This window comes from Stutzerimonas stutzeri, from assembly GCF_000590475.1.
GTDB classification, from domain to species: domain Bacteria; phylum Pseudomonadota; class Gammaproteobacteria; order Pseudomonadales; family Pseudomonadaceae; genus Stutzerimonas; species Stutzerimonas stutzeri_D.
The window spans coordinates 866,602-891,301 of the sequence record NZ_CP007441.1; the positions used below are offsets into that span (position 1 = coordinate 866,602).

Here is a 24,700-nt window from a genome sequence, read left to right on the forward strand (position 1 = left end):
CCGTAACCCACCATCAACCTGGCAGGCTATTGAGGAGGGCGCGACCGTTAGCGGTCGCGCCTTTTCAGTTCCACAGGTCACCCACCGCAGTCGTCGGTGAATAGTGCCCGGCCACCTGCGCCTGCAGCAGCTCGGCGGTGGCCAGGGCATCGGTCAGGGCATGGTGCGCCTGGTACAACGGCAAGCCATAGCGCAGACGGCTGTCGGCCAGGCGGATCGATACCGGCGGCTGCTTGCCGAGGAGCTGGCGCAGCCAGCCGGGTCGGCGCCGGCGCGGGTGCAGGCGCGCTTCCAACTGCATGGTGTCGATCACCGGGAACTGCAGCCCTTCACCGAGCAGGTGGCGCACTGCCTGGTCGAGAAACCCCCGCTCGATGTTGCGGTAGTGCACCACCACGATCTTGCCGGCCATGGTAGCGAGCAACTCATCGAGCACGGTGGCCAGTCTCGGTGCGTCGCTGATATCCGAATGAGTGATGCGGTGGAACGTGACCGACTGGCTGCTCAGTTCGCAAACCGGCTTGACCACCCAGTAACTGGCCTCACGGCAGCGGATGCGGCGCAGGTCGAAGGGCACCAGGCCGAGGCTCACGATCGAGTCGCGGCGACTGTCCAGGCCGGTGGTCTCGACGTCCAGCGCCAGCAAGGGCACCTGTTCCAATGGCGTGTCGGCACTCAGCGTGCCTGCCCCATAGAAGCGCGCCAGGCGTGGGTCACGGGCCGTTTGCGCCAGCTCGGCGAATATGCCTGGCCAGTCGGGGGTTGCCGAAGATCCGTTATGCCTCATAGCGGTCGGCTTGGTAGCTGGCCGGGGTACCGGAAGCGCAAAAATTGCTGTGCATTGCTCAGCACCTGGAAGGCCGACTTAAGGTTGTGCCGTTCGTTGGCCGACACTTTTTCCGGCTCTATGTAGTTGTCCGGTTCGCGTCCCTCCAGCAAGTCCATGGCCTGATGGCGGATGCGCACGATCGAGAGGAATTCAAGCGCGTTGCGCAGCTGGGTGATGGCCTCTTCGGTCAATAGTTTGGTGGCGGCGATGGCGTCCAGGCGCTCCAGCGAGTTCTGGGCCTTGGAGCCTACTGCGAGGGCGTGGACCCGGATCAGGTCGGTCAGTGGCGCGGTGCCGCGTCCCTTGAGGTTGATGATGTTGTTCTGCTGGCCGTCCTTCTCCATCACGAAGGTGCGGAAGAAGCCCAGCGGCGGCGTGCGGTTGAGCGCATTGCGCGCCAGGCTGGCGAGAAACAGCGGGTTGCCACTGGCTTTTTGCGTGATCAGGTCCTTTAGGTTTTCCACCAGGCCGGCCTCGCCGTAGACACTGTCGAGGTCGAAGAAGATGCAGCTGTTGAGCAGAGTTTCCGGGTTGGGCTGCTCGATCCATTGGGAGAAATAGCTCCGCCAGACCCGCAGCGGCTGGCGCCACTTGGGGTTGCTGGCCATGATCCCGCCTTTGCAGTAGCTGTAGCCACAGGCCGCCAGGCCGTCGCTGACGAAACTCGCCAACTGGAGGAAGTATTCGTCATGGATCCGCGGATCGAAGCGGTTGTCGAGCACCAGGGCGTTGTCTTGGTCGGTGACGATCAGCTGTTCGTCGCGCGCCATCGATCCCAGCACCATGTAGCAATAGGGCACTGGGGGCGGACCCAGCCGCTGCTCGGCCAGTTCCAGCAGACGTTGGGTCAGGCTGCGTCCGATCCCCGACATGGCGCTGCCAATCATGTGCGCGGAGGCCTCTTCGTTGACCATGCGCAGGAAGGTGGCGCGCAGGTCCGGCAGCAAGGACTGCAGCTCGGCCACCGATTGCTTGTTGAAGATGCTGTTGACCAGGTACAGGCTGCTCTGCGACTCGTATTTGATGATGTCCGACAGGTTGATTACGCCCACTGGGCGCTGACGATGCATCACCGGCAAGTGATGGATGTTATGGCGCAGCATGCACAGCATCGCCTCGAACACCGAATCGTCAGCGCGGATGGTGATCGGGTTGGGTGACATCACCTGATCGACCGGAGTATCCAACGGCAGGCCTTCGGCCAATACCCGGGTGCGCAGGTCGCGATCGGTGGTGATGCCGGCCATGATCTGGCCCTTGGGCGCCTCGGCGGAGGACGTGGGAGGGCCGAAGATCACCAGCGAGGAGACGCCATGTTCGGTCATCGCCTGCGCCGCCTCCCGCACGCTGGTGCCTAGCGGTACGCTGACCGTGCGCCGGGTGACCAGCTTGCGCACCTTGATCTTCATCAGCTCACTGGCCTTGCCCTGGGATTCTTCTACCTTCAGGCGCGACTGGCCTTCGGCCTCGACGAAGTCGGCAAAGGCATCATTGGCCTCGCACAGCTGCTCGAACAGCTGGCCTGGAATGAAGTAGATCAGGCTGTCTTCGATCGCCCGTGCCGGCAGGCGCACCCTATGGCCACGCAGCAGGCCGAACTGGCCAAACACCTCGCCTTCGGACAGGCGGTTATACAGTTCGCCATTACGCCGGTAGATCTCCACCGCGCCGCTGCGGATGTAGTGCAGTTCCTCGATCGGTTCGCCATAGCGGAGAATGTCGCTGCCGGCCTTGAAATAGCCGACCTCGACCTGCCGGGCAATTTCGTCGAGGGAGTCGTCCGGCAGACCGTCGAAAGGGGCGAAGCGACTCAGGTGGTCGCGTATTTCGATCAACTCGACCTGCATTCGGATCTCCTGGCGGAACCTGTCGAGTGCATTGAACCATAGGCGCGGCTCCCAGCGGCGGGGCGCGGCGGCGCGAGTCGTTGGCAGGCAGCCGCGTGTCGCTCGTTGGCGTCGCACGGGTTCGCTTGGATCAGTGGTGCGAGAATGAGGCCGATATGGGCAGCCCTATGAAACGGGAATCGGCGGCGATGTGAGCCGCGCTGTGCTAACGCTCATTCGCGAGCTTGCAGCCTCACGCCATTCGCTCGCCGGCGTAACAGGTCGGCGAACTGGGTTCGCCGCGCCGCTCCAGTTCATCTTCCAGCCATTCGGCCACCACTTGCGCGTTGTTCTGCTGCTCGTCGCGGGCGGCATAGATCAACGTCAGCGGGCCTGTCGCCGCGATTTCCAGCAGCGGCCACCAGTGTTCCGGGTGGCCGGCCAGCTCCCGCCGATACTCGTCCCGGAAGGTCTCGAAAGACTTTTCGCCGGCCTTGAAGGCGCGCCGCAGTGCGGTCGAGGGAGCCAGATCCTTGCGCCAGTCGTCCAGTGCCAGCGCGTCCTTGCGCAGGTTTCGTGGCCAGAGCCGGTCGACCAGTACGCGATGGCCGTCGGCGGGTTCCGGAGGCTGATAGGCGCGTTTGCAGCGGATCATCGATCGGGCTCCGTTACCCTGGCATAGGTGATCGGCTCAGGGTGAAAATGACTTTCAGCTTGGTTGAATTTGCCGTTTCGCTTTGGGTAAAAATACGCCAATTTCTTCAAGCTATTGAATATTAACGATAAAAAATCGGAACGCTTCTTGAGTGTCATCAATGAACGGCACAACAATCAAATAGCATCGCATGAACAATCTAGTCGCTTTGGTTACCTGTGCAACCCGCTGGCCAGTTCGCTGGTTGGCGCGGAGGAGGTGGTAACGGCGCGGGAGGATCGCGTCGTGGGCAGCGGTTTCGGTGGGCTCGGTGGGTTCATGCTCGTGGTGGCCGCTGGCGGGCCCATCGGTGCGCTGGTGGGCGGTGGTTTGTGTTATTTCGCCGGGCAGGGCGGGCAGAAGGCGGCGGGCCTTGAGCAAACGCTCTATGTCATCGAAGCGGAGGATGGCACCCGGTCGCGCATGCGCACCTCGATCAATGGCCTGGCGCCGCCAGCAGGTACAGCGCGACGGTGTGCGTCTGAGCGCAGAGCATCGCTAGGGCTGCTCAGCGCAGGCCGCCGCTCTGCTAGGCTGGCCGGCACCCCTCGCGAAGGAGTCGAGATGAGCTACTCCCTTTTGCATGTCACGCACCTGCTGGCGGCAATCTTCTTTATCGGCACGCTGTTCGTCGAGGTGGCGGTGCTCGGTCGGGTGCGCCAGCAGATCGAGCCGGCGACCATGCAAGCGGTAGACAAGGCGGTCGGTGCCCGCCTGCGGGTGGTGCTGCACTGGGTGGTTCTGTTCGTCTATGGCGCCGGCATCGGTCTGGCCTGGCAGCACCGTGAGGCGCTCGCACATCCATTCTCTAGCAGTTTCGCGACGCTGTTTTCGTTGAAGATCCTGCTGGCGATCGGGGTGTTCTTCACCTTTGGCATGATCGCCCTGCTGCTGCGCAGCGGGCGCATGACACCGTCGCGCTACCGGCTGATCCACTGGGCGATCTTCGTGCAGATGATCGGCATCGTGCTGCTGGCCAAGGGCATGTTCTACCTGAACGGGTAGCCGCGTCGCGGTCTCCTGCGACGGTTATCGCAATCGCCTCACGGCCTCGCACCGAGTGTCTGTTTCGTCAAGCGCGGGCGGCTTTGCCTGGCGCCTGTCTACTGCATCTACACGTGGCCGACGATGACCTCGGTCAATCCCCTTTGCGCTATCGGCCGGCGTGATTGAGGGCAGATTCAGCCGCCTTAGCCTCGTTTGTTTTCGCCCGCATCGCGCCTATCGTCAGCGCATCCAGGCCCGCCAGATCAACGAGGTGTCCCGATGAATTTCGCCTACAGCCCGCGTGTGCAAGCGCTGCGCCAGCAGCTGCTCGCCTTCATGGATCAATACATCGTGCCGCGTATTGGCGCCTGGCATATGGAAGTCGCCGCCGGGACCTACCCGGTGTCCTTCATGGAAGATCTCGAGGCGCTGGCGCGCTCTGAAGGACTGTGGAATCTGTTCCTGCCCTCGCTCGGCGAGGGCGAACCGGGCATGGGGCTGAGTAATCTCGAGTACGCGCCGCTGGCAGAGATCATGGGTCGGGTGCACTGGGCCTCGGAGGTGTTCAATTGCAACGCGCCGGACACCGGCAACATGGAGTTGCTACACCTGTTCGCCACGCCGGCGCAGCGTGAGCGCTGGCTCAAGCCGTTGCTCGAGGGCGAGATTCGTTCGGCCTTCGCCATGACCGAGCCGGACGTGCCGTCGTCGGACGCCACCAACATCCAGACGCTGATCCGCCGCGACGGCGACGACTATGTGATCAACGGCCGCAAATGGTTCATCACCAACGCCTCGCACCCCCACTGCAAACTGCTGATCGTGATGGGCAAGACCGACCCGAACGCCGATACCCATCGGCAACAGAGCATGATCCTGGTGCCCTTCGCCACACCCGGCGTTGAGCTGCTGCGCAACATCCCGGTGATGAACCACCTCGCGCCGGAAGGCCACTGCGAACTGCTGCTGCGCAACGTGCGGGTGCCGTCGAGCAATCTGCTGGGTCGCGCAGGCGACGGTTTCATGATGGCCCAGGCGCGCCTCGGGCCGGGGCGTATCCACCATTGCATGCGTTCGATCGGTATGGCCGAGCTGGCGCTGGAGCTGATGGTCGAGCGTTGCCAGGAGCGCAAGGCGTTCGGTAAGTACCTGCAGCAATATTCGAATATAGGCGACTGGATTGCCGAGTCGCGCATCGAGATCGAACAAGCGCGTTTGCTGGTGCTGAAAACCGCCTGGATGATCGACGAGGTCGGCGCTAAGGCCGCGCGGAAGGAGATCGCGATGATCAAGGCGCTGGTGCCGCGCATGCAGACACGGGTGATCGACCGCGCCATGCAGGTCTACGGCGCCATGGGGCTGACCCCCGACACCCCGCTGGCCGACATGTGGATCAGCGGCCGGGCGCTGCGCTTCGCCGATGGCCCGGACCAGGTGCATCTGCGCAGCATCGCCCGGATGGAAATCAAGGCCAGCGAGGCCACGCGCGGCGCCACCGCGGCTTACCTGACACCGCCCGTGCATCACGGCTGGTGAGGTATCCGGTGGGCTGAAGCCCACCCTACGGTTTGGTCGCGCGGTTGCGGCCAGTTCGTATAGGCCGACCATCCTCCGGGACAAGTCCAGTTCCCTGTAGGGTGGGCTTCAGCCCACCGCGGTGAGACGCCTGTGTTGGCCACGTCGACGACGGTCGGTGCGCCAAGCGCTTCGCTCTTGGGAGAAGGAAACTGTAACCATGAATGCGCTATACATCCGTTCGTCACGACTGCTGCTAACCTCGGCGCTACTGCTGGGCTTGGCCGCCTGCAACGACCCGGAGCCGAGTGAACAGGCGCTCGCGCCGGTGGCCTTCCATGCCGGCGACGAGTGCCGCGTCTGCGGCATGGCTATCAGCGGTTTTCCCAGCCCTAAAGGGGAAGCGGTGGAGAAGGGCAAGGTGAGAAAATTCTGCTCCACCGCCGAGCTGCACGGCTGGTGGTGTAGACGGAAGATCGTACGCTGCAGGCCAGGCTCAATGTTCACGACATGGGCCGCAGCCGTTGGGAGAAACGCGATGACCACTACCTGAGCGATGCAACGAGCGCCTACTATGTGCCCGGCACGAAGCTCAATGGCGCCTGGGCGCGGTGCTGGCGACCTTCGCCGAGGAAGCCGAGCTCAGCGCCTGGCAGCCGAGCAGGGCCGGCGGGTGTTGCGCTTCTAGGACATCGACCAATCGGTGCTGCAACCCGAGCTGCCATGCCATGGACATGATCGATCATCAACCGGCCCACCCGGGGCACTGAACGGCCGCCGCTCCAATGACCGCGCGGGCCGCGACCAACACCACTTGAAACGAGGTATTTGCAATGATGGGTATCAGTATCTGGCAACTCCTGATCGTGCTAATGATCGTGGTCATGCTGTTCGGCACCAAGCGCCTGCGCGGCCTGGGGTCGGACCTGGGCGGCGCGATCAGCGGCTTTCGCAAGTCGATGAACGAGGGCGACAGCGCCGCCGCCGATGCGGTCAAGCACGACCCGAAATAGCCACCGGCCGCGCGCTTAACCTGGCCGGTCGTTCCCTCCGCAGCGTGGGGTGGATGTCGCTTTTCACATCCACCATGACTCGGCTCAGTGGATCGGTGGAGCGTGATCCGCCCTACGGACTTCCACGAAAAAGCTGATCGCAATCAAGTCTTGGAACGCCTCCTACCGGTAGAAAGTAACCCTGGCTCCGGGAGTTCTGTAGCCCTGGTTTTTCGGCCCGGCGGCTTACCGCTTCGCGAGCCATTGCAGAAGAAGTGTCAGGAGGCCTCGTGCACGTCATCGATCGGCGAAAAGCCCTCAGTATCCCGCCCCTGTGGCGGCTCGCGTTTCGTCCATTCTTTCTCGCCGGCAGCCTCTTCGCGATGCTGGCGATTCCGCTCTGGATCGGCGCATGGACCGGGCTGTGGTCGGGCTTTCACCCCACCGGCGGTTGGCTCGCCTGGCATCGCCACGAAATGCTCTTCGGCTTTGCCATGGCCATCGTTGCCGGCTTTCTCCTCACCGCCGGGCAGACCTGGACCGGCCAGCCGGGTATATCCGGCCACCGCCTGATGGCCCTGGCGATGATTTGGCTGCTGGCGCGGCTGGCCTGGCTGTTCGGCTTGCCGCTGGCGCTGCTGATACCGCTCGATCTGCTGTTCATGTTCGGCGTCACCGGGCTGATGGCGCACATGCTCTGGGTGGTCAGGCAGAAGCGCAACTATCCGATCATCGCCGTGCTCACCCTCATGACCGGTGCCGATGTGCTGGTGCTTTGCGGCGTCGTCCTGCGCGACGATGGGCTGCAGCGCCAGGGCATGCTCGCCGGGCTGTGGCTGGTGGCGGCGCTGATGGCGATCATCGGCGGCCGGGTGATTCCCTTCTTTACCCAGCGCGGCCTCGGGCGCAGCGAAGCGGTGAAGCCCTGGCGCTGGCTGGACGTGGCGCTGCTGGTCGGGAGCGGACTGGCCGCCGCGCTGTACGCTGGCGGCGTCGCRCTCGTGCCGCATGTGCTGCTCGGCCTGTTGTTCACCGCCATCGCCGCTGGCCACCTGCTGCGCCTGGTGCGCTGGTACGACACGGGAATCTGGCGCGTGCCGCTGCTCTGGTCTTTGCACCTGGCGATGCTCTGGCTGGTGGCCGCCGCGAGCGGTCTGGCGCTGTGGAATTTCGGCCTGCTTGCCAATTCCAGCGCCGCGCTGCACGCCCTCTCGGTAGGCTCGATGAGTGGCCTTATCCTGGCGATGATCGCGCGGGTCACGCTCGGCCATACCGGGCGCCCGTTGCAGTTGCCGTCGGGCATCGTCGCGGCCTTCGTGCTGTTCAATCTTGGCGCCGCCTCGCGTGTGTTTCTCGCCGGCCAGTGGCCGATGCTCGGCCTCTGGCTTGCCGCCCTCTGCTGGGCGCTGGCCTTCGCCCTGTATGTCTGGCGCTACGCACCGATGCTGGTGAGCGCGCGGGTCGATGGCCACCCCGGCTGATCGCCGCACCGATACCGTTTTCTGGCACCCCTCGAATAACCGCTGCCCGTCCATCTCGGGTCGGGCCGCTTGTGGCTCGGCGATCGCTATAGGCGTCACCAAGGGCCTGCTGCCGAGGCATCTACTTGAATAGCGGCGATGTGACGTGATCCTGTTCCAGCTGTCGCAGGGCGCGCGTGGCGTCTATGGGCTAGAACTGGGTCGTCGATAGCGGCTACACGCTCAATTGAGCGTGTGAGGCTGACGATGATCTTCGGATGCAAGCGGACCGTCCGCGAGCGGTCTCGATCAGGCCTCGCAATAGGTCGGGATCCTGGCCATCCATTGCAGGAAAGCAACGGCATCTTCAGTCTCTTCAACGGCATTGCCATCCTGCTCGCTTTCAACACCACCATGAGGCTGCGTTGGGCGACGCTGCAGCGGCGGCTTGTCAGCAAAGTTATTGCATCGAAGGCGCAACAGGATTCATTGGCAGCACGGGCTCGGCGCACCGATAATGTGCGGCCCGGCTGGCTAGCGCCTCTTTTTTGTGCGCTGATAGGCAGCCTGATGCGGTATCACGTCCTGTCGGACGGGCACCGTACGTCCTCCCTCCGATCAAGTAGGCTGCATGCAACAACGTCTTCTCGACTGGTGCCGATCCTTCGCTCCGGCGCCGCTTTCGGCGCGCCCCGCGGAATGGCTGCGCGCGGCAATCGGCATCGGTCTGGCACTGCTGCTGGTGATTCCGGCCGGTGCTCTGCTGTTCGGCAGCGCCATTTCGCTACCGTTGGTAGCGCCGGTTGCGGCTTCGGCCGTGCTGCTGTTCGCCGCCCCCTCTAGCCCCTTTGCGCAACCCTGGTCGGTGATCGCCGGCAATCTGTTCGCGTCGGCGATCGGCGTGGCGCTGGGCGCCAGCGAATTGCCCATCGCGGGCGCCGCCGGTATCGCCGGCACCCTGGCGATTCTGTGCCTGTTCGTCCTGCGCTGCCTGCACCCGCCTGCTGCGGCCCTGGCGCTGGTGGCGGTGGTGGGCACCCCGCAGCTGCACGCCTACGGCTACCAACTGCTCTATCCGGTGGCCTTGAATTCGCTGCTGCTGGTGCTGGTGGCGCTGGTCTACAACAACCTCAGCGGGCATGCCTATCCGAAGCCGCGCCCGCCCAAGGGGAACCCGCACCACACCCATGATCCGCTGCCCAGTGAGCGCATGAGCTTCAGCGAAGACGACGTCGAGCGGGCGCTGGCGGACTTCGGTGAATACGTCGATGTGACGCGGGACGATCTCGCCCAACTGATCAAACAGACCGAAAAGCACGCGCTGCGACGCAGCATGGGCGAGATCACCGCGGCCCACATCATGTCCCGCGATCTCTACTGGGGCACACCGGACTGTTCGATTCAACGGGCCTGGCAAACTCTGCGCGAGCACCGCCTGCATTCCTTTCCGGTGCTGGAGCCCGACAGCCACCGGCTGGTGGGCATCGTGACCCTGGTCGATCTGCTCAAGCACTTCCAGCCGGCGTCGGGAAGAATCAAGTTCGGCCAGCTGAAATTTCTGCGCGGCGTGCAGCTGCGCACGATCATGAGCGCGCCGGTGGTCTCGGTAACCGAGAACAGCCACATGGTTGACCTGGTGTTCCTGTTGTCCGATCGCGGCCTGCATTGCCTGCCGGTGGTCGACGACCAGCAGCGGCTGGTAGGCATGATCACCCAGACCGACCTCATCGCCGCGCTCTACCGGAACTGGCTAAAGCACCTGCCCGACTGAGTACGGCGCAAGCGGCTTCTCATGGCGTTACAGGAACCTGACGGCTGGTACAGTGCCTGACAGCCAAAGCCCCCTGAGCAAGCCGAACCCATGCAAGAGCGTCTGAACCACTGGTTGCGGTCCTTCTTTCCGGCCCCCCAGGGCGTGTCCCACAAGCACTGGTTTCGCGCCATGGTCGGCGCCGGGCTGGTGGTGCTGCCGATGGTGGCGATCGGGCTGTTGATGTTCGGAGGCCCGGTGACCCTGCACATCGTCGCGCCTGCCGGGGCCTCGGCAGTGATCCTGTTCAGCGCCTCGTCCAGCCCGTTCGCGCAGCCCTGGTCGGTGATCGGCGGCAATCTCATTGCGGTCGCGATCGGCGTGACGCTCGGCCTCTGTGGCCTGACGGCAGTGGCGGCTGCGGTGACGGCGATCTGCCTGGCGATCGCCTGCCTGTTTCTGCTGCGCTGCATGCATCCACCGAGTTGTGCGCTGGCAATGGTCGCGGCCATCGGTGGGCCAGGTATCACCGAGCTGGGCTATGGCCTGCTGTATCCGGTTGCATTCAATTCGCTGCTGCTGGTCGCGTTCGCCCTGCTGTACAACAACCTCACCGGGCATCCCTATCCGAAGCCGCGTACCCAGGGCAGCGGCGTCCAGGCCGGCAGCGTGCCGCTAGGCGAAGAACACCTGAACTTCACCGATGACGATGTCGACCGCGCGTTGGAGGAGTTCGGCGAGTACGTCGATGTCACCCGCGACGATCTGCTCGAACTGATCCAGCGCACCGAAAAGCACGCTATCCGCCGCAGCATGGGTGATGTCAGCGCCGCCGACATCATGTGCCGGGAGCCGCACAGTTGCATTCCTCACGATGGCCTTTACGAAGCGCGCGCCCTGGTGCGCCGACACCGGCTGCATGCGCTGGCCGTGGTCGAACCGGACAGCCGGAAACTGATCGGTATCGTTACTCAGACTGACCTGTTGCAGCACCTCGAAGCGCACCCTTCGCGCTTCAGCTTGCGCCGTCTGTCTTTGCGTCGGGAGCTGCGGGTCAGCGACATCATGAGCGCTCCGGTGGTGTCGGTGCGCGAGGATGCGCAGTTGCCGAATCTGGTCTATCTGCTGGCCGATCGCGGCATGTCCTGCCTGCCGGTGGTCGACCCGTCGCAGCGGCTGGTGGGCATGATCACCCAGAGCGATCTGATCACCGGCTTGTACCAGAGCTGGATGAAACGGCTGAGCAGCTGATCGCCGCGCCGGTGCAAGTGTTGTCGGTTCAAATCTGGCCGGTTCAGATCTCGTAGGTCCAGCGCGACCAGTCGTAGTCGTCCTGGGCGACCTCGCGCAGCAGTTCCAGCGCCTTGAACAAGGTCGGCGACTGCGCCGCGCGGGCGTGGACCAGATAGACCGGATAGCTGAATTCCGGTGCGTGCTCGACGCGCTTGAGCACACCCTCGTCCAGATAGCGCTGTACCACCCGGGTGCGGAAGTAGCCGCGCCCGCCACATTGGACCAAGTACTGCAGCGCCAGCGGGCCGAGGCTGAACGACAGCGCGGCGCGCATATGACCGGGTAGGGAAAGGTCATGCTGACGACGAAACGCAGGGCCCCAGTCGACATAGAGGTAGGGGTCGGGTTCGGTCGCATGCACCACCTGAATGAGTTTTTCCTCGAGCAGCTGCTCCACCTGCAGCCCTGGCCAGTACTCGGGCTGGTGCACCAACGCCGCGTCCAGCGCACCCAGGTCGAGCTGCTTCTGCAGCTCATCGCCGCTCGCGACCTCGTTGCGCAGCGCATGGTCGGGCATCACCTGGCGCAGGCGCTGCACCCAGGCGAGCAGCAACGGGTTGCACAGGCTCACCTCGGCGCCGAGCGACAGCAGCTTGTCGTAGCCGCGCGGCAGCGGCAGATCGCGCCGCGCCGTTTCCCAGGTCTGCACCAGCTGCGTGGCGTAGGCGACAAAGCGTTCGCCATCGGCAGTCATCCGCGCCCCGGCGCGGTTGCGTATGAAGAGCCGGCAACCGAGCTGCGTTTCCAGGCTGCGTACTCGCGCGGTCACCGCCGTCTGGGTGATATGCAAGCGCTCGGCGGTGGCGATGAAACTGCCGCTGCGAATGATCTCGAGAAAGGTGCGGGCGAGATCAATATCCATGGAAGCGCCTCATATCAAAAGGAGTGATATGAAAGCAGGTTGGGATGAAGGTTGAAAGCCAGTCAGGGCGCTGCAGGCTGGGCGGGAAGGTGGAGAAATAACGTGCTGGACTGGAGGCGGGTCCGCCGGTGTTTTCCTTCAGCCCACCGGGAACATTGTTCCGGCCGCTCTCCGGTGGGCTGAAGCCCATCCTGGCGAGGCCCGAGCCAGATGCTCGAGCGGAACCTGGCGTTCGGCTGTAGGGCCGTTTGCCAGGGCAGTGGGTAAGTGGGAGCGACACCTGCGTGAGCCCAAACCGAATACTGCATGTCGGGACTGAATCATGATGTCCTGTTGGGTGTTACTTGAGGCTCAGAACCCACTCGGCGAGGGCTTTGGCTTCTTCTTCGGTGACCGGGTTTGGCGGCATCGGGATCTGGCCCCAGGTACCGACATGGCCGTTCTTGATGTGGCCGGCGAGCAGGTCGGCAGCGCCATCCTGGCCGGCGTATTTGGCGGCGACTTCCTTCAGTGCCGGGCCAACCAGCTTGGCGTCGACGCTGTGGCAGGCCGCGCAAGGCTTGCTCTTGAACAGCGCTTCACCGTCCTGAGCCATGGCGGGCTGGAACAGCATCGCGCCGCCGAGGGCGAGCAGTGGAACCAGTACTTTCTTCATGAGTTACTTCCTCAAGGCTAGATAGGGGAGTCTGCGCTCCCCGACAGGGCACTCAGTTCACATCGATCTGAGTGGTGTAGACGTTAAATTTACCGGCTGGGGCGATCAACCTTTTGTCCTCGATCACCTTTTTCAGCGTTAGCGTCTTGTCATCGACCACGACGACGGCGGTTTGCTCCTCCTGATCGCTCCAGACCGAGAGCCAGACTTCGACGCCGGCGTCGTTGTACACCGGTTGACCGACGTGCTTGGCGCGGCCGGTCGGAGGGCGAGCATGTTTATCCAGGCGTCGCGGCCGATCACGAAAAGGGGGCTCCACTGGATCATGGCTTAGGCAAAAATCTGCCGGTTGGCGATACTTCGAACAGCGTTTCCTGCCCGTCCGGCATCGGTAGATCTTGATCGGTACGGAACGTAGCTGACGAATAGAACGAAAGGCCGGTTCGCCCTGATAGGACAGGTTGTCGTCCTTCGAGGTTGAAGCTCCTCGAATCCGCTACAGAGCGCCCGCCGAATTCGGCTCGAGCTGCCGATCATGATTTCCGGCACCCTCAACTGTTGCAAGCATTGCCGGAGGGGGATAGCAGTGGTCGGTTCGGCCAGGCGCCTCAGGGCGGCGCCGTGCTGGTCATGCTCGAAGGGGCTGGGCAGTGCAACTCTTGCCACTGACAAGCTATTGATTTTAAAAGGGTAAAAAAATTGGTTGGTGAATGTTGCCTCGGCGAATTAGGGTGTAAAAAACCTTGAGTGTATCTGGCTACATGATGGAAGAAGCACTGCTGGCCGACCTCGTCACCGAGCTGCCCAATGCGGTTCGCCTGCAACGATTGGTGCACACCCTGCATGAACGGTTTCGCTGTGGCGCGGTGGTGTTGCTGCGCCTCGACGATGACACCCTGCGCCCGCTGGCCGCGGTGGGGTTGGTGCAGGAGGCGCTGGGTCGACGCTTTGTGGTGGCCCAGCATCCGCGGCTTGCCGCCATTCTGTCGCAGCGCGAGCCCACCTGGTTCGAACCCGACAGCCGCTTGCCCGATCCCTACGATGGGCTGCTTGACGAACATGCTGGCGAGCCTTTGCCGGTACACGATTGCATGGGCGTCAGCCTGTTCGTGGAAGGCAAGTTATGGGGCGCACTGACCCTCGATGCGCTGCATGCCGGCACCTTTGATGACCAGGCGCGACGCGACCTGCAGCGCTACACCCTGGTGATCGAGGCGGCGATCCGCATCACCCGGTTGGAACATGAAAACCGCGGATTACGCCTGGCGCGCAGCGATGTGCTGGAAAGCACGCCGCTGCCGGGTGATGGTGAAATTCTCGGGCAGAGTCAGGTGATTGCCGATCTGTTGCGCGAGCTGGAGGTGGTCGCCGATTCCGAGCTGCCGGTGCTGCTGCTTGGTGAAACCGGTGTCGGCAAGGAGCTGTTTGCCCGTTGGCTGCACCGCCATTCGCGCCGCCGCAACAAGCCGTTGGTGCTGGTCAACTGCGCCGCGTTGCCTGAGTCGCTGGCCGAAAGCGAGCTGTTCGGCCACGTCAAAGGTGCGTTTTCCGGCGCCACCACCGACCGCCCCGGCCGCTTCGATGCGGCCAACGGCGGGACCCTGCTGCTCGACGAGGTGGGCGAGCTGCCGCTGGTGGTCCAGGCCAAGCTGCTGCGCACTCTGCAGAACGGCGAGATCCAGCGCCTCGGGGCCGACAAGCCGCGCCAGGTCGATGTGCGGATCATCGCGGCGACCAATCGTAATCTGCGCGACAGCGTGCGCGACGGGCATTTCCGTGCCGATCTCTACCACCGCCTGTCCGTCTACCCGGCGCCGATACCGCCGCTGCGCGAGCGCGGCAACGACGTGCTGATCCTGGCGGGCTACTTTCTCGAGCTGAACCGCGCCCGGCTGGGACTGCGCAGCATGCGACTGTCACCAGCCGCCGAACGTGCGCTGCTCGGTTATGGCTGGCCGGGCAACGTGCGCGAGCTTGAGCATGTAATCAGTCGCGCGGCGCTGCGACTGCTCAGTCGTGGCGCCTCGCGCAGCGAAATCCTGACCCTGGAACCCGATTTGCTCGATCTGGACAGCACACATGCCGTCTCGCTTGTGCCGCTTGCCGAGGCCCAGTTGCTGCCGGCGGAAGTGGAAATCGTCTCACTGCGCCAGGCTGTCGATGATGCCCAGCGCCAGGCCATCGTTCGCGCCCTGGAAGCCAGTGGCGAGAACTGGGCCCAGGCGGCGCGCTTGCTGGACGTCGATTCCAGCAACCTGCACAAGCTGGCCAGACGGCTGAAACTCAAATAGTCCCGCGCAGCGCCTGCTCTATCGTCGGTTGCTGCCAATTGGCGCGAGTCGTCCCGACTGCCTAGTGGTCTAAGCTGCAGACATCACCTACAGAGGAGACTTCCATGGCTCTAGACCATGACCAGTTCGACGCGCTGCTGACCGAGGCCCTGGCCCATGCCGAACGTGCGGCAAGTGAAAACGATCCGCAGCATTACCAGCAGGCCTTCGTCGCCAGCCTCAAGGCCATGCGGTTGTTGGCGAGCGAATCTGGGGCCTGGCGGCAGATGGTGGCGCGCGCCACCGAGGAATTCGAGGGCGACGAGGGGATATAAGAACGAATCAGCTCCAACCCCAGAACTGCAGATACCAGCCGTAACCGACCACTGCGGTTGCCAGGGCCACGCAACCGAACGCAAGCACCCGGCGCAGGCCGTTAGCGCCGTAGCGAGTGATGACGCGCCACGCCAGATACAGGCTCCAGCCGATGGCGCCGCCCAGCAACAGCGCGCGAGTCGGTTGCGCCCAGGCGAGGATCAACCCTTCGTAGCGAAGCAGCTTGATGGTGGTCGCCGAGAGGCCGAGGAACAGCCCGGCCCCGCCAAGCGGCGTGAGGGCCAGCGCCAGATGATGAAAGACCTCGCCGCCGCGGTTCATCAGCCGTACCGCACCGCGCAACAGCAGCCACAGCGCACCCCCTATCAGCAGCGAGCTGGCTCCGATGTAGGTGAGGATCGCCGCGCCATCGAGCCAGGTGAAGGCATCGTTGGCCTGCGGGTAATGGGTCAGCAGCCACCAGGGTGCATTGGCCTGGAGCGGCCAGAAGATATCGCGATCGACCAGCCATTCGGCGGCGGTCTGCTTGAGGGTGATGAACCAGGGGCTGACCGTCCATTGAAAGGCGCCCATCGCCAGGCCAATCATGCCGAACAGCAGCAGCGTGCTGTCCCAGTGGCCGTGTTGCGATTGGTTGCCAACGATGAGGATTTCTTCGTTCGGTGAACGGGCGGCGAGGGCGACGGCACCACGTTGCCCACTGCAACGACCGCAGGCGTGGCACTCACTGTTGCCCTGCATGCGACGGATGTCGATCAGCGGGGCGCAATTGGGTGTCGCCAGTTTTGGCCCCTGATTGGCCTGCCAGCGTTCTTCGTCGACTTTGTAGTGCAGAGGTGCAAGGCGCGCGAGCAGACCGAACACGCCGCTCACCGGGCACAGGTGGCGGCACCAGACGCGTTTGCCGCGACCGTAAAGAAAACCGACGATCATCGCCGCAACGGTCGAGCCACCGAGGATCAGCGCGGCGGCGCGGCCATAGTCATAGACACTGATCAGCTGGCCGTAGACGGTGGTCAGCACGAAGGCGATGGTCGGCCAGCCGCTCCAGCGCATCCATTGCGGGGTGCCCTTGTTCAATCCGCGCCAACTGATCCATTCGCTGAGCGAGCCTTCCGGACAGAGCACACCACACCAGAGCCGGCCGAAAAGGACCATCGACAGGAGCACGAACGGCCACCAAAGCCCCCAGAACAGGAATTGGGCGAACACCGTGATGTTGTCCAGCATGCGCGCCTCGGACGGGGGCAGCGAAAGCACCGCCGGTACCAGCAGCAGGACCAGATAGAAGCCGACCACCAGCCATTGGATCAGGCGGATGGTCTTGGCGTGCTGGCGCAGCAGGTCACCGATACGCGCCAGCCAGGGGGTGTTGGCGATCATGCGGTGCGAGTCTCCAGACGAGCCTCCGACTTCGGTCGCAGCCAGGCCCAGACCGCCAGCCAGTACAGCGCCATGACGATCACCGCGGCCAGCGATGGCATCGCGCGGTAGCCGGTGAGACCGGCAATGGTGCTACCCAACGTGCCGCCATCATCGAGCACGGCAGAGGTGTCCCAAAGCGGATCGCCGAAGACGGTGTAGAGCACTTCTGGCACGTCCATGCCCATCAGTTGACCGCTGAAACGGTCGAGCCCGGCCATCAGCAGGGCGGCGCCGAGTAACAGCAGCAAGGCTTCGCTGATCTTGAAGAAGCGTTTCCAGGAGAACACCCGGCTGCCAGCTTGCAAAGCGAAGTAGCTGAGCAGTGCAAGGCCGAAACCAAGCAGTCCGCCAATGACGAAACTGGTCAGGTCCGTGCCCTGTTGCTGATGGCCGATGCCGTACAGGAATACCACCGTCTCGCTGCCTTCGCGGGCGACAGCAAGCATGGCTAATACCAGCAATCCGATACCGCTGCCCTGACTGAGGCTGGCCGCAGCGCTGTCGACAAGGTTGCGTTTGAGATCGCGACCGTGATGATGCATCCAGCCGACCATCTGCAGGATCAGCACGCTGGCAATCAGCAGCATGGCGCACTGGAACCATTCGCCCGCCGGGCCAGCCAGCCAGTCACCGGCGCTGAGGATGCCCCAGGCCAACAACGTCGCCAGGCCCAGGCCGGCGGCCACGCCAGCCCAGAGCATACGCAGCGCATGGCGATTATCCGGTTGCTGGCTCAGCCAGGCATGCAGGATACCGATGACCAGCAGCGCCTCGACGCTTTCACGCCAGACAATGAACATGGATTGGCCCATGGCGCTTCTCCTGTAAAGGAACTACTTGGCGATGATTTCCCCTTCCGGGAGATCCAGGTGGAACTCGTCGAAGAAGGGGTAGCGGCCTGGTTTCAACGGATGGATCACGACAAACGAGGTGACACCGGGCGAGAGGACCTTTTCCACTCGCAGCGGCGTGCTTTCGAATTCGGTCGGGCCGCTGCCGGCATTGATGACGACGATCTTGAAACGCTGGCGAGCCGGCACCTCGATTGTCGCCGGCTCGAAATGGCCGTCGCGGATGGTCAGCTCGTAGGTCGGCAGTCCGGCCTGGACGCCGCCGGCGAAACCGGCAACGAGCAGGGCGAGGGAGGGGAGCAGGACGCGTCGCATGGCGGACCTCCGGCTCAGTAGCCGCCTTTCTTACCGATGCCGGCGTAGGTGAACTCGTACTTCAGCTCACAGGTCTTGAACCATGGCGCGACGCCCGTTTCTTTGTCGACGTGGCGGCCGAACATGCTGTGCTTGCCGTCCGGCGGCGAGACGATGAAGGTCAGTTGGTACTTGCCCGGACCCATCAGCTTGACGTTATCGCCGTAGTGCGGGCCGTCGTTGGCAACCATCGGATGGAAGTCACCTTCGATGTTCTCGTCCGAGCCCTTCTTGGTCAGCGCGTAACGGATGTTCAGGTAGGAGACAAAGCTGCCTTCCTGCCAGCCGTTGGGGTTGTTTTCCATGGCGGCGATGTCGGCTTCCAGGTGCACGTCGGATTTGGCAGCGTCCAGCATCATGCCGGCCGGTTCCATTTCGACCGGTTGCAGGTAAACGGCACCGATTTCCATGCCGCCGCACTGCTGCGGTTCGCCGATGGGATATTCCTTGGCTTGAGCGAGAGGAGTGAGTAGCAACGAAGCAACGGCGAGGGTAGCGGGAATGCGCATGAAGGCCTCCGAAGGTGATCTATGAGTGAGGTGCCAAGGTTCGCACCTGCGATGCTTAACGATAATGATTCGCGTCAATTGTGAACGAAATACTTTGTTACGTATAGCCCGCATGCGCTATAGCCATCGTTGTGATGAGCCTGGATGTTCCGCGCGCTGGACGCTTGAAGCCTCGGGTGCGTTGAGTTGTCGCACCTCGTCAGGCTTTCCAATCGCCGGCTTGCCATGCCAGTCATAACTGTCAGCGACGCTTCTGAAGCTAGATAAAAGCTGCGGGAGATATCGTTAGCGGCCTACCATACGTATTTTTCGAGTCGGGGAGTCTTATGCCTCAAGCCGTCGCACTGGATGCTCGATCCGCCCGTGTACTGCCCTGGCTGGTCGCCATCGCGTTCTTCATGCAGACCCTCGATGGCACCATTCTCAATACCGCACTGCCCGCGATGGCGCGTGATTTGGCCGAAGACCCGCTACGCATGCAAGGCGTGGTTATTGCCTACATGCTCACCGTGGCGCTGTTGATTCCAGCGTCGGGATGGGTTGCGGACCGCTTCGGTACCCGCCGCATCTTTTTCTTCGCCATCGTGTTGTTCACGCTCGGCTCGCTGCTCTGCGCGATGAGCGCAAGTTTCAACCAGTTGGTGATGTCACGTGTGGTGCAGGCTGTCGGGGGCGCGCTGATGCTGCCAGTCGGGCGCCTGGTCGTGCTGCGCGCATATCCGCGCAGCGAGTTCGTACGGGTGATGACCTTCATTGCGTTGCCGGGTATGGTCGGCCCGCTGATCGGCCCGACCCTCGGCGGCTGGCTGGTCGAATATGCATCCTGGCACTGGATCTTCCTGATCAATCTGCCAGTCGGGTTGATCGGCTGCATTGCCGCGCTTCGCTTCATGCCTGATTTGAAGAGTGCCGAGCGGATGCGCTTCGATACGTTCGGCTTCCTGCTATTTGGTGGCGCGATGGTGCTGATCACCATTGCACTCGAAGGCTTGGGCGAGATGCAGATGCCTCACGCCCGCGTTCTGTTGCTGATGATGATGGGCAGCGCCTGCCTGGCGGCTTATTGGTTGCGCGCCGGGCATGTCGACGAACCCTTGTTCAGCCCGACGTTGTTTCATACTCGCAGCTTCGCTGTCGGCATCTTCGGCAACCTGTTCGCGCGTCTGGGCAGTGGGGCGTTGCCTTTCCTGCTGCCTTTATTGCTACAGGTTGCGCTGGGTTATTCGCCGGCGCAGGCGGGCATGAGCATGATTCCGTTGGCGCTCGGTGCGATGTTGATCAAGCCCCTGGCCAAACCGCTGATCGACCGGCTGGGTTACCGACGGATCCTGGTGGGCAATACCTTGTTGTTGGGCAGCCTGATTGCCAGCCTCGCGATGATCGATGCACACACCCCGACAGCGCTTCTGCTGTTGCAGCTGAGCCTGATCGGCGTGGTCAATTCGATGCAGTTCACCGCGATGAATACCGTGACCCTGGTCGGGCTCAGCAACCAGAACGCCAGCAGCGGCAACAGCCTGCTATCGGTGGTGGTGCAGTTGTCGATGAGTCTGGGCGTGGCATCGGCGGGTGCATTGCTGGGTGGCTTCACGGTCCCGGGCGCCGACGGCGAGGCCGTGTTGGAAGCGTTCCAACTGACATTCCTGTGCATTGGTGGGATGTCGATGCTGGCCGCCGCATTGTTCTTTCAGCTGGACAGCAAGCAGGTCATGGCTGCCCGGCTCATCGACGACGAGTGACCGCTAAGATCAGCCGGTGCAGAGATCGACCTGTTCTTCCTCGGGTACCTCGTCAGTCACGATCACCCGTGCGTGGTGGCTGTTTTCCTCCTCCATGCGCAGGCCGAAATAGCGGGTGTCATACGCATCCCAGAACGCTTCGACCTGCTCCATTGTGGCGGCCTCAAGGAGTACCTCCAGGCTGTGTTCCAGAACAATGGTGTAGAGTTTTTCAGAAGACATGGTTCGCAGGCTCATGCTCGATTTAGAAGGTGGCTGCTCGTCTGTAGCAGTGATGTCATTCTGACAGCTTGCACCTCGTTATCCGTGCCCGCTCATCGCCTTCCTAGCGCGTTCCGCTGAACGGTCTACGGATGCAGCGGTCTCGTTGGCGCATTGTCGGCTCAATCCACGAAGCGTCCGCTCGCACCGATCTACATTTCTATCTGCCGTTATTTGCGACATACCGTTTGGCTTTAGTACTGCGGCGATGGTCGACGACAAACCGGCGGCACGCCGGAATGGCGAGCCGCTGGGTTGTGTCAGAAGTTGGCCCGTGCGCGTTCGGCAGGGATATACCCGCTGCCTTTGTTTACCTGTTCAAGTAAACATTATCGACCTGTAATCAAACCCGACATAACTTCTCCCTTCCGGGATTGACCGGTAAGGTACAGAAGGAATTGATGAATGAACGCGATGAGCGTGTCCTGGCTGGTGATGGGTGGATCTCTGTGTGCAGTGCTGGTGCTGGCGATCCTGCTTTGGGTGCAATGGCTGCATACCCAGCAGCACAAGGCGGAACTTAGCGTACTGCGCGACCTGCTGAAGAGCCTCGGTGCAATCATTCAGCGATTGGAGCAGGAAAACGTCGAGCTGACCGCCGGACTTCGAGCGGAAAAAGGTCAGATCGAGCACCTCAAGCGGCAGCTCGGCGCGTTGCGGTGAAAGTGGCCACTTGCCCGGTTTACCGCGGCATTCAATCAGGACTGATCAGCAACGCGCAGCGCCGAGACAAGAACCATCCTCCTGGCGCAAGGCCTGCCAGCTCACTCATCGGGTGCTAGGCCATGCACCAGATTCGACTAACGAAGCCGGCATTCCAGTGCGCGGCTTCGTATGGAGGGCCGCTTTAGGCCTGCACGGCTGCGGATGACTGCTGTGCAGTCTTTTCCCGATCACGCAGCAGGAAGCGCTGGATCTTGCCGCTCGGCGTTTTCGGAAGTTCGGTGACGAATTCGATCTCACGCGGATAGGCATGCGCGGACAGGCGTTGACGTACATGTTGCTGCAGTTGTTCGGCCAATGCGTTGTCGCCCTGGTGGTTGGCATGCAGCACGACGAAGGCCTTTACCAGTTCGGTACGTTCCGGGTCCGGCTTGCCGATGACAGCCGCTTCGATCACGGCCGGATGCTCGACCAGTGCGCTCTCGACATCGAATGGACCGACGCGGTAACCGGACGTGGTGATCACATCATCGGCGCGGCCGACGAAGCTGATGCTGCCATTGGCATTCAACTCGACGGTGTCGCCGCTCAGGTAGTAGTCGCCGACGAACGCCTTGGTCTGGGCGCCCACGTAGCCTGAGAACCAGAGCAGCGGCGATCGGCGACGGTCCAGCGCCAATATGCCGGGCGTGCCCGGTTCCAGCTCGCGCTGTTGATCGTCCAGCACCACGACGCGGTGGCCGGGCATGGCATAACCGGCGGTGCCAATGCTGACCGCATGGCTCAGTGCGTGATGATTGCACAGCACCATGCCAAGCTCGGTCTGCCCGTAGTGATCGTGAATGGTGCAGTCGAGGCCGCTGCTGAACCAACGGATGACCTCGGGCGTGAGTGGCTCGCCAGCGCTACTCACGGCGCGCAGGCGACCCTTGATCTTGCCTTCCACCTCGTCGCGGGCCGCCAGCAACAAGCGGAAAGCGGTGGGCGAGCCCGCCATGTTGGTGATGCCGTATTCGCTCACTACGCGACAGGTGCTGTCGACGGTGAAGCCACCTTCGTAGAACAGCGTGGCGTGCCCCATGGCCAGTGGTCCGGTGACGGCGTAGTACAGGCCATACGCCCAGCCCGGATCGGCGATATTCCAGAAGTTGTCTTCGGGGCGAAGGTCGATCGCATCGCGCATGTAGGTGACGAAAGCGACGATGGCCTTGAGCGGCACGTGGAGCTGTTTCGCCGGCCCGGTGGTGCCGGAGGTGAACATCGCCAGAAAAGGCGCCTCACTACTCAACAGCACCGGCTCGAACTCGGACGACTGGCGATTCACCTGGGACCAGAAGTCTTCAGCACCCTCTCCGACCACGAGTCGGTGCGGTGCCGCCGCGATGGCGTCCAGCTTCTCGCTGTTGCCTGCGTCGGTTACGACCATCTTCGCACCGGATTCCTTGATCCGATGCTCGACTGCTTTAGGGCCAAAGGCGGTAAACAGCGGCTGATAAATGGCACCCACACGCCAGGTACCGAGGATGGTGACCAGCAGTTCGGGGGTGCGCGGCAGCAGACCGGCAACGGTATCGCCGGGCCTGATGCCGTAGCTGTGCAAGAGGTTGGCGAAGCGCGCGGCGGCTTCTTTGAGTTGCGCGAAAGTCCAGGTGGCTCGCTGGCCGTCGCGTCCTTCCCAGATCAGGGCGATTTTGGCTGAGTCCGCGTGACGGTCGCAGCATTCGACGCAGGCATTCATGGCGGACAGATCGCCGGACAGGATGGCCGAGACCGTCTGGTGGTAATCGAACTCGCTGGCCGCGGTGGCATAGTCGCGCATGGCTGGCTCCTGGCTTCTTGTTATTGGGATGTCCCGGATATTGGCTCCGCCTCGCGCCCGCAACAATGGCAAAAGCCACCAACCTCTATGAGCGGTTTGGACAAGCGCCGCGGGCAGAAAACGATGATGATTCCGTACCCGAGTTCCAGCGTAGCAGCCGGATGGGCATCACGGTTCTGCTACGGACGTGGGCCTTATTGGGCTGTCTTGCCTCTTTGGACGGGGTGCAATAGCCAGCATCGACCTGGCACCCTGGCTGGACGATCCGGGTAAGCTGCTGGCCGTTAACGCAGCTATCGAGGCCGCACGCGCAGATGAACAAGGCCACATGTCCACGCGCTGCTTGTTCCAAGCGTTTCAGGAGCCTGTTTCATGGCGTCGACTGCTGAATGCCCAGAACAGCTGTCACCGACTCGAACTTGATTGCCGGGCGTGCCCAGGGGCTATGGATGCAGAGTCGATGGCGACGCCGACTGGACGGCTGCGGTCATGGGGCTTTTCGATAGAGATGATCCATCCGTCTATCCAGCTTGATCTCCTTCGAAGGCCTGTGGCCGAAGTACTCGGTGTAGCATTTGCTGAAATGGCTCGATGTCACGAAGCCACATGCCAGACCGACCTCAATGACTGAAAGCGAAGAGTGCTGCAGCAATCGTCGAGCTTCGGTTATACGAAGTTCGAGATAGTGGCGCTGAGGTGTAGTGCCGAGCTGCTCACTGAAGAGTCGCTCGATCTGCCGACGAGACTTGCCTGCGTAGTGGGCAAGTTGATCCACCTGCAACGGGTCCTCCAGATTGGCTTCCATCAGGCTGATCACCTCCTGGAGGGAGGATGCAAGGTTTCGGTAGCGCGAACCGGTGACCGCACGCACACGGGTCATGTCGAACGCCAGGATGTCCACGATCCCGTTCACGAGCCCGCAGTCGTACAGCCCTCTGATCCATTCCAAAAGCATGTAGAAGGCGCCGTTGGGACTGGCGGCTGTCAGTCGGTCTCGATCCACCATGTGAGTGACATTGGTTACTTGAGTAGTGGGCGCTATTTCGGTCAATGCCAGACGCTGTTCCGGATGGATTGCGCACCGGTATCCATCCAGTAGACCGGCTTCGGCCAGAAACCAAGCGCCGTTCCACAGCCCTCCCAGCACCACGCCGCGGGCGGCAGCCTTCTTCAGAATTTCACACAAATGCTGCGTCATGCTGCAGGGGGTTCGCAGACCGCCACAGATGATCAACGCATCAAGCTGCACCGTATCGGCTGCGTCTATGACCTGGGTGACACCAATCGGTATCCCCAGATCACTCATGACATCCTCTTCGGTCAGACCAAAGATGACGAACTCGAATGAGTTGGCTCGGATAAGGTTGGCGGTCACCAGCGTGTCGAGCGACTGGGTGAACGAGGGTAGCGAGAAGTTGCTAAGCAGCAGGAAACCGACTCTCGACACGCTGCTTTCGAGAACTGCCTCGTGCCGGGGAGGGTTGATGTTTCGGCCCTGCAAACTGTCACTGAACGTGCGCGCGGACTTCATAGTGAACCTTTAGCGTAACAACCTAAGGACTCATCGCTGGCATGGTCCGAGCCAATCTGCGGGACTGCGCGGCTTCGCT

23 protein-coding genes and 2 pseudogenes are annotated in these 24,700 nt (G+C 62.6%); 12 read left to right on the plus strand and 13 right to left on the minus strand.

The features are described 5' to 3' along the window. Positions 1-64: 64 nt before the first annotated feature. The 3 genes from CH92_RS04035 to CH92_RS04045 form a co-directional block, all read right to left on the minus strand. A complete protein-coding gene (locus tag CH92_RS04035) occupies positions 65-787 on the minus strand; it encodes a 3'-5' exonuclease (protein WP_025240493.1) in 723 nt (240 codons plus the stop codon). Beyond that, a complete protein-coding gene (locus tag CH92_RS04040) occupies positions 784-2,676 on the minus strand; it encodes a DUF294 nucleotidyltransferase-like domain-containing protein (RefSeq protein WP_025240494.1) in 1,893 nt (630 codons plus the stop codon). Before CH92_RS04040 ends, CH92_RS04035 begins: the two co-directional genes overlap by 4 nt. Before the next feature lie 232 nt (positions 2,677-2,908). Beyond that, on the minus strand, positions 2,909-3,310 hold the full coding sequence (locus CH92_RS04045; RefSeq protein ID WP_025240495.1) for a DUF488 domain-containing protein: 402 nt from the start codon (positions 3,308-3,310) through the stop codon (positions 2,909-2,911). 190 nt (positions 3,311-3,500) lie between these two features. Between CH92_RS04045 and CH92_RS22475 the strand changes: the two are divergent. The 8 genes and pseudogenes from CH92_RS22475 to CH92_RS04080 all read left to right on the plus strand — a co-directional run bounded on the left by CH92_RS22475 (position 3,501) and on the right by CH92_RS04080 (position 11,304). After that, positions 3,501-3,851, plus strand: a pseudogene (locus CH92_RS22475) (hypothetical protein). 62 nt (positions 3,852-3,913) lie between these two features. Further along, positions 3,914-4,354 (plus strand): CopD family copper resistance protein, encoded by a 441-nt coding sequence (locus CH92_RS04050; RefSeq protein WP_025240496.1) that lies wholly within the window; start codon positions 3,914-3,916, stop codon positions 4,352-4,354. A 261-nt stretch (positions 4,355-4,615) separates the two neighbouring features. Beyond that, a complete protein-coding gene (locus CH92_RS04055; protein WP_025240497.1) occupies positions 4,616-5,872 on the plus strand; it encodes an acyl-CoA dehydrogenase family protein in 1,257 nt (418 codons plus the stop codon). A 346-nt stretch (positions 5,873-6,218) separates the two neighbouring features. After that, positions 6,219-6,589: pseudogene (locus CH92_RS04060) on the plus strand (nitrous oxide reductase accessory protein NosL). A 95-nt stretch (positions 6,590-6,684) separates the two neighbouring features. After that, on the plus strand, positions 6,685-6,864 hold the full coding sequence (gene tatA / locus CH92_RS04065; RefSeq protein ID WP_025240498.1) for a twin-arginine translocase TatA/TatE family subunit: 180 nt from the start codon (positions 6,685-6,687) through the stop codon (positions 6,862-6,864). A 269-nt stretch (positions 6,865-7,133) separates the two neighbouring features. After that, positions 7,134-8,324, plus strand: a complete 1,191-nt coding sequence (locus CH92_RS04070; protein ID WP_025240499.1) for an NnrS family protein — start codon at positions 7,134-7,136, stop codon at positions 8,322-8,324. A gap of 610 nt (positions 8,325-8,934) precedes the next feature. Then, positions 8,935-10,074: an HPP family protein gene (locus CH92_RS04075; RefSeq protein WP_025240500.1), complete on the plus strand. Its 1,140-nt coding sequence runs from the start codon at positions 8,935-8,937 to the stop codon at positions 10,072-10,074. Between the two features lie 90 nt (positions 10,075-10,164). Then, positions 10,165-11,304 carry an HPP family protein gene (locus CH92_RS04080; RefSeq protein WP_025240501.1) on the plus strand — a complete coding sequence of 380 codons (1,140 nt, stop codon included), beginning with the start codon at positions 10,165-10,167 and terminating at the stop codon, positions 11,302-11,304. 43 nt (positions 11,305-11,347) lie between these two features. Here CH92_RS04080 and CH92_RS04085 read toward each other — a convergent pair whose 3' ends face one another. The 3 genes from CH92_RS04085 to CH92_RS22240 form a co-directional block, all read right to left on the minus strand. Beyond that, the gene (locus CH92_RS04085) at positions 11,348-12,208 is read right to left on the minus strand and encodes a LysR family transcriptional regulator (protein WP_025240502.1); all 861 of its coding nucleotides are present in this window, start codon (positions 12,206-12,208) and stop codon (positions 11,348-11,350) included. A 340-nt stretch (positions 12,209-12,548) separates the two neighbouring features. After that, entirely contained in the window at positions 12,549-12,863 is a 315-nt protein-coding gene (locus tag CH92_RS04090) for a c-type cytochrome (protein WP_025240503.1), read from the minus strand. Positions 12,864-12,915: 52 nt separating this feature from the next. Next, positions 12,916-13,095, minus strand: coding sequence for a cytochrome D1 domain-containing protein (locus CH92_RS22240; RefSeq protein WP_423832922.1), 180 nt, complete (start codon positions 13,093-13,095; stop codon positions 12,916-12,918). 529 nt (positions 13,096-13,624) lie between these two features. Between CH92_RS22240 and norR the strand changes: the two genes are divergently transcribed. Together norR and CH92_RS04105 are read left to right on the plus strand one after the other, a co-directional pair. Next, on the plus strand, positions 13,625-15,154 hold the full coding sequence (norR, locus tag CH92_RS04100; protein WP_025240505.1) for a nitric oxide reductase transcriptional regulator NorR: 1,530 nt from the start codon (positions 13,625-13,627) through the stop codon (positions 15,152-15,154). Between the two features lie 104 nt (positions 15,155-15,258). Beyond that, positions 15,259-15,468 carry a hypothetical protein gene (locus CH92_RS04105; RefSeq protein WP_025240506.1) on the plus strand — a complete coding sequence of 70 codons (210 nt, stop codon included), beginning with the start codon at positions 15,259-15,261 and terminating at the stop codon, positions 15,466-15,468. A 7-nt stretch (positions 15,469-15,475) separates the two neighbouring features. On the opposite strand, the gene CH92_RS04110 is transcribed toward CH92_RS04105, so the two are convergent. The 4 genes from CH92_RS04110 to CH92_RS04125 are packed head-to-tail and all read right to left on the minus strand — an operon-like array spanning position 15,476 to position 18,608. Beyond that, positions 15,476-16,852 (minus strand): 4Fe-4S binding protein, encoded by a 1,377-nt coding sequence (locus tag CH92_RS04110; protein ID WP_025240507.1) that lies wholly within the window; start codon positions 16,850-16,852, stop codon positions 15,476-15,478. After that, positions 16,849-17,706 carry an FTR1 family iron permease gene (locus tag CH92_RS04115; protein ID WP_025240508.1) on the minus strand — a complete coding sequence of 286 codons (858 nt, stop codon included), beginning with the start codon at positions 17,704-17,706 and terminating at the stop codon, positions 16,849-16,851. Before CH92_RS04115 ends, CH92_RS04110 begins: the two co-directional genes overlap by 4 nt. Positions 17,707-17,727: 21 nt before the next feature. Further along, positions 17,728-18,060, minus strand: coding sequence for a cupredoxin domain-containing protein (locus CH92_RS04120; RefSeq protein WP_025240509.1), 333 nt, complete (start codon positions 18,058-18,060; stop codon positions 17,728-17,730). 14 nt (positions 18,061-18,074) lie between these two features. Continuing rightward, a complete protein-coding gene (locus tag CH92_RS04125) occupies positions 18,075-18,608 on the minus strand; it encodes an iron transporter (RefSeq protein WP_025240510.1) in 534 nt (177 codons plus the stop codon). 326 nt (positions 18,609-18,934) lie between these two features. Between CH92_RS04125 and mdtD the strand changes: the two genes are divergently transcribed. After that, positions 18,935-20,347, plus strand: a complete 1,413-nt coding sequence (mdtD, locus tag CH92_RS04130; protein ID WP_025240511.1) for a multidrug transporter subunit MdtD — start codon at positions 18,935-18,937, stop codon at positions 20,345-20,347. Between the two features lie 9 nt (positions 20,348-20,356). Here mdtD and CH92_RS04135 read toward each other — a convergent pair whose 3' ends face one another. Continuing rightward, complete coding sequence (locus CH92_RS04135) at positions 20,357-20,569, minus strand: hypothetical protein (RefSeq protein ID WP_025240512.1); 213 nt, start codon at positions 20,567-20,569, stop codon at positions 20,357-20,359. Between the two features lie 444 nt (positions 20,570-21,013). Between CH92_RS04135 and CH92_RS04140 the strand changes: the two genes are divergently transcribed. Then, positions 21,014-21,271 (plus strand): hypothetical protein, encoded by a 258-nt coding sequence (locus tag CH92_RS04140; RefSeq protein ID WP_025240513.1) that lies wholly within the window; start codon positions 21,014-21,016, stop codon positions 21,269-21,271. A 184-nt stretch (positions 21,272-21,455) separates the two neighbouring features. Here the strand turns inward: CH92_RS04140 and CH92_RS04145 are convergent, their stop codons facing one another. Both CH92_RS04145 and CH92_RS04150 read right to left on the minus strand, forming a co-directional pair. Further along, the gene (locus tag CH92_RS04145) at positions 21,456-23,090 is read right to left on the minus strand and encodes an AMP-binding protein (RefSeq protein ID WP_025240514.1); all 1,635 of its coding nucleotides are present in this window, start codon (positions 23,088-23,090) and stop codon (positions 21,456-21,458) included. A gap of 487 nt (positions 23,091-23,577) precedes the next feature. Beyond that, positions 23,578-24,621, minus strand: coding sequence for a GlxA family transcriptional regulator (locus tag CH92_RS04150; RefSeq protein WP_025240515.1), 1,044 nt, complete (start codon positions 24,619-24,621; stop codon positions 23,578-23,580). Positions 24,622-24,700 lie beyond the last annotated feature (79 nt).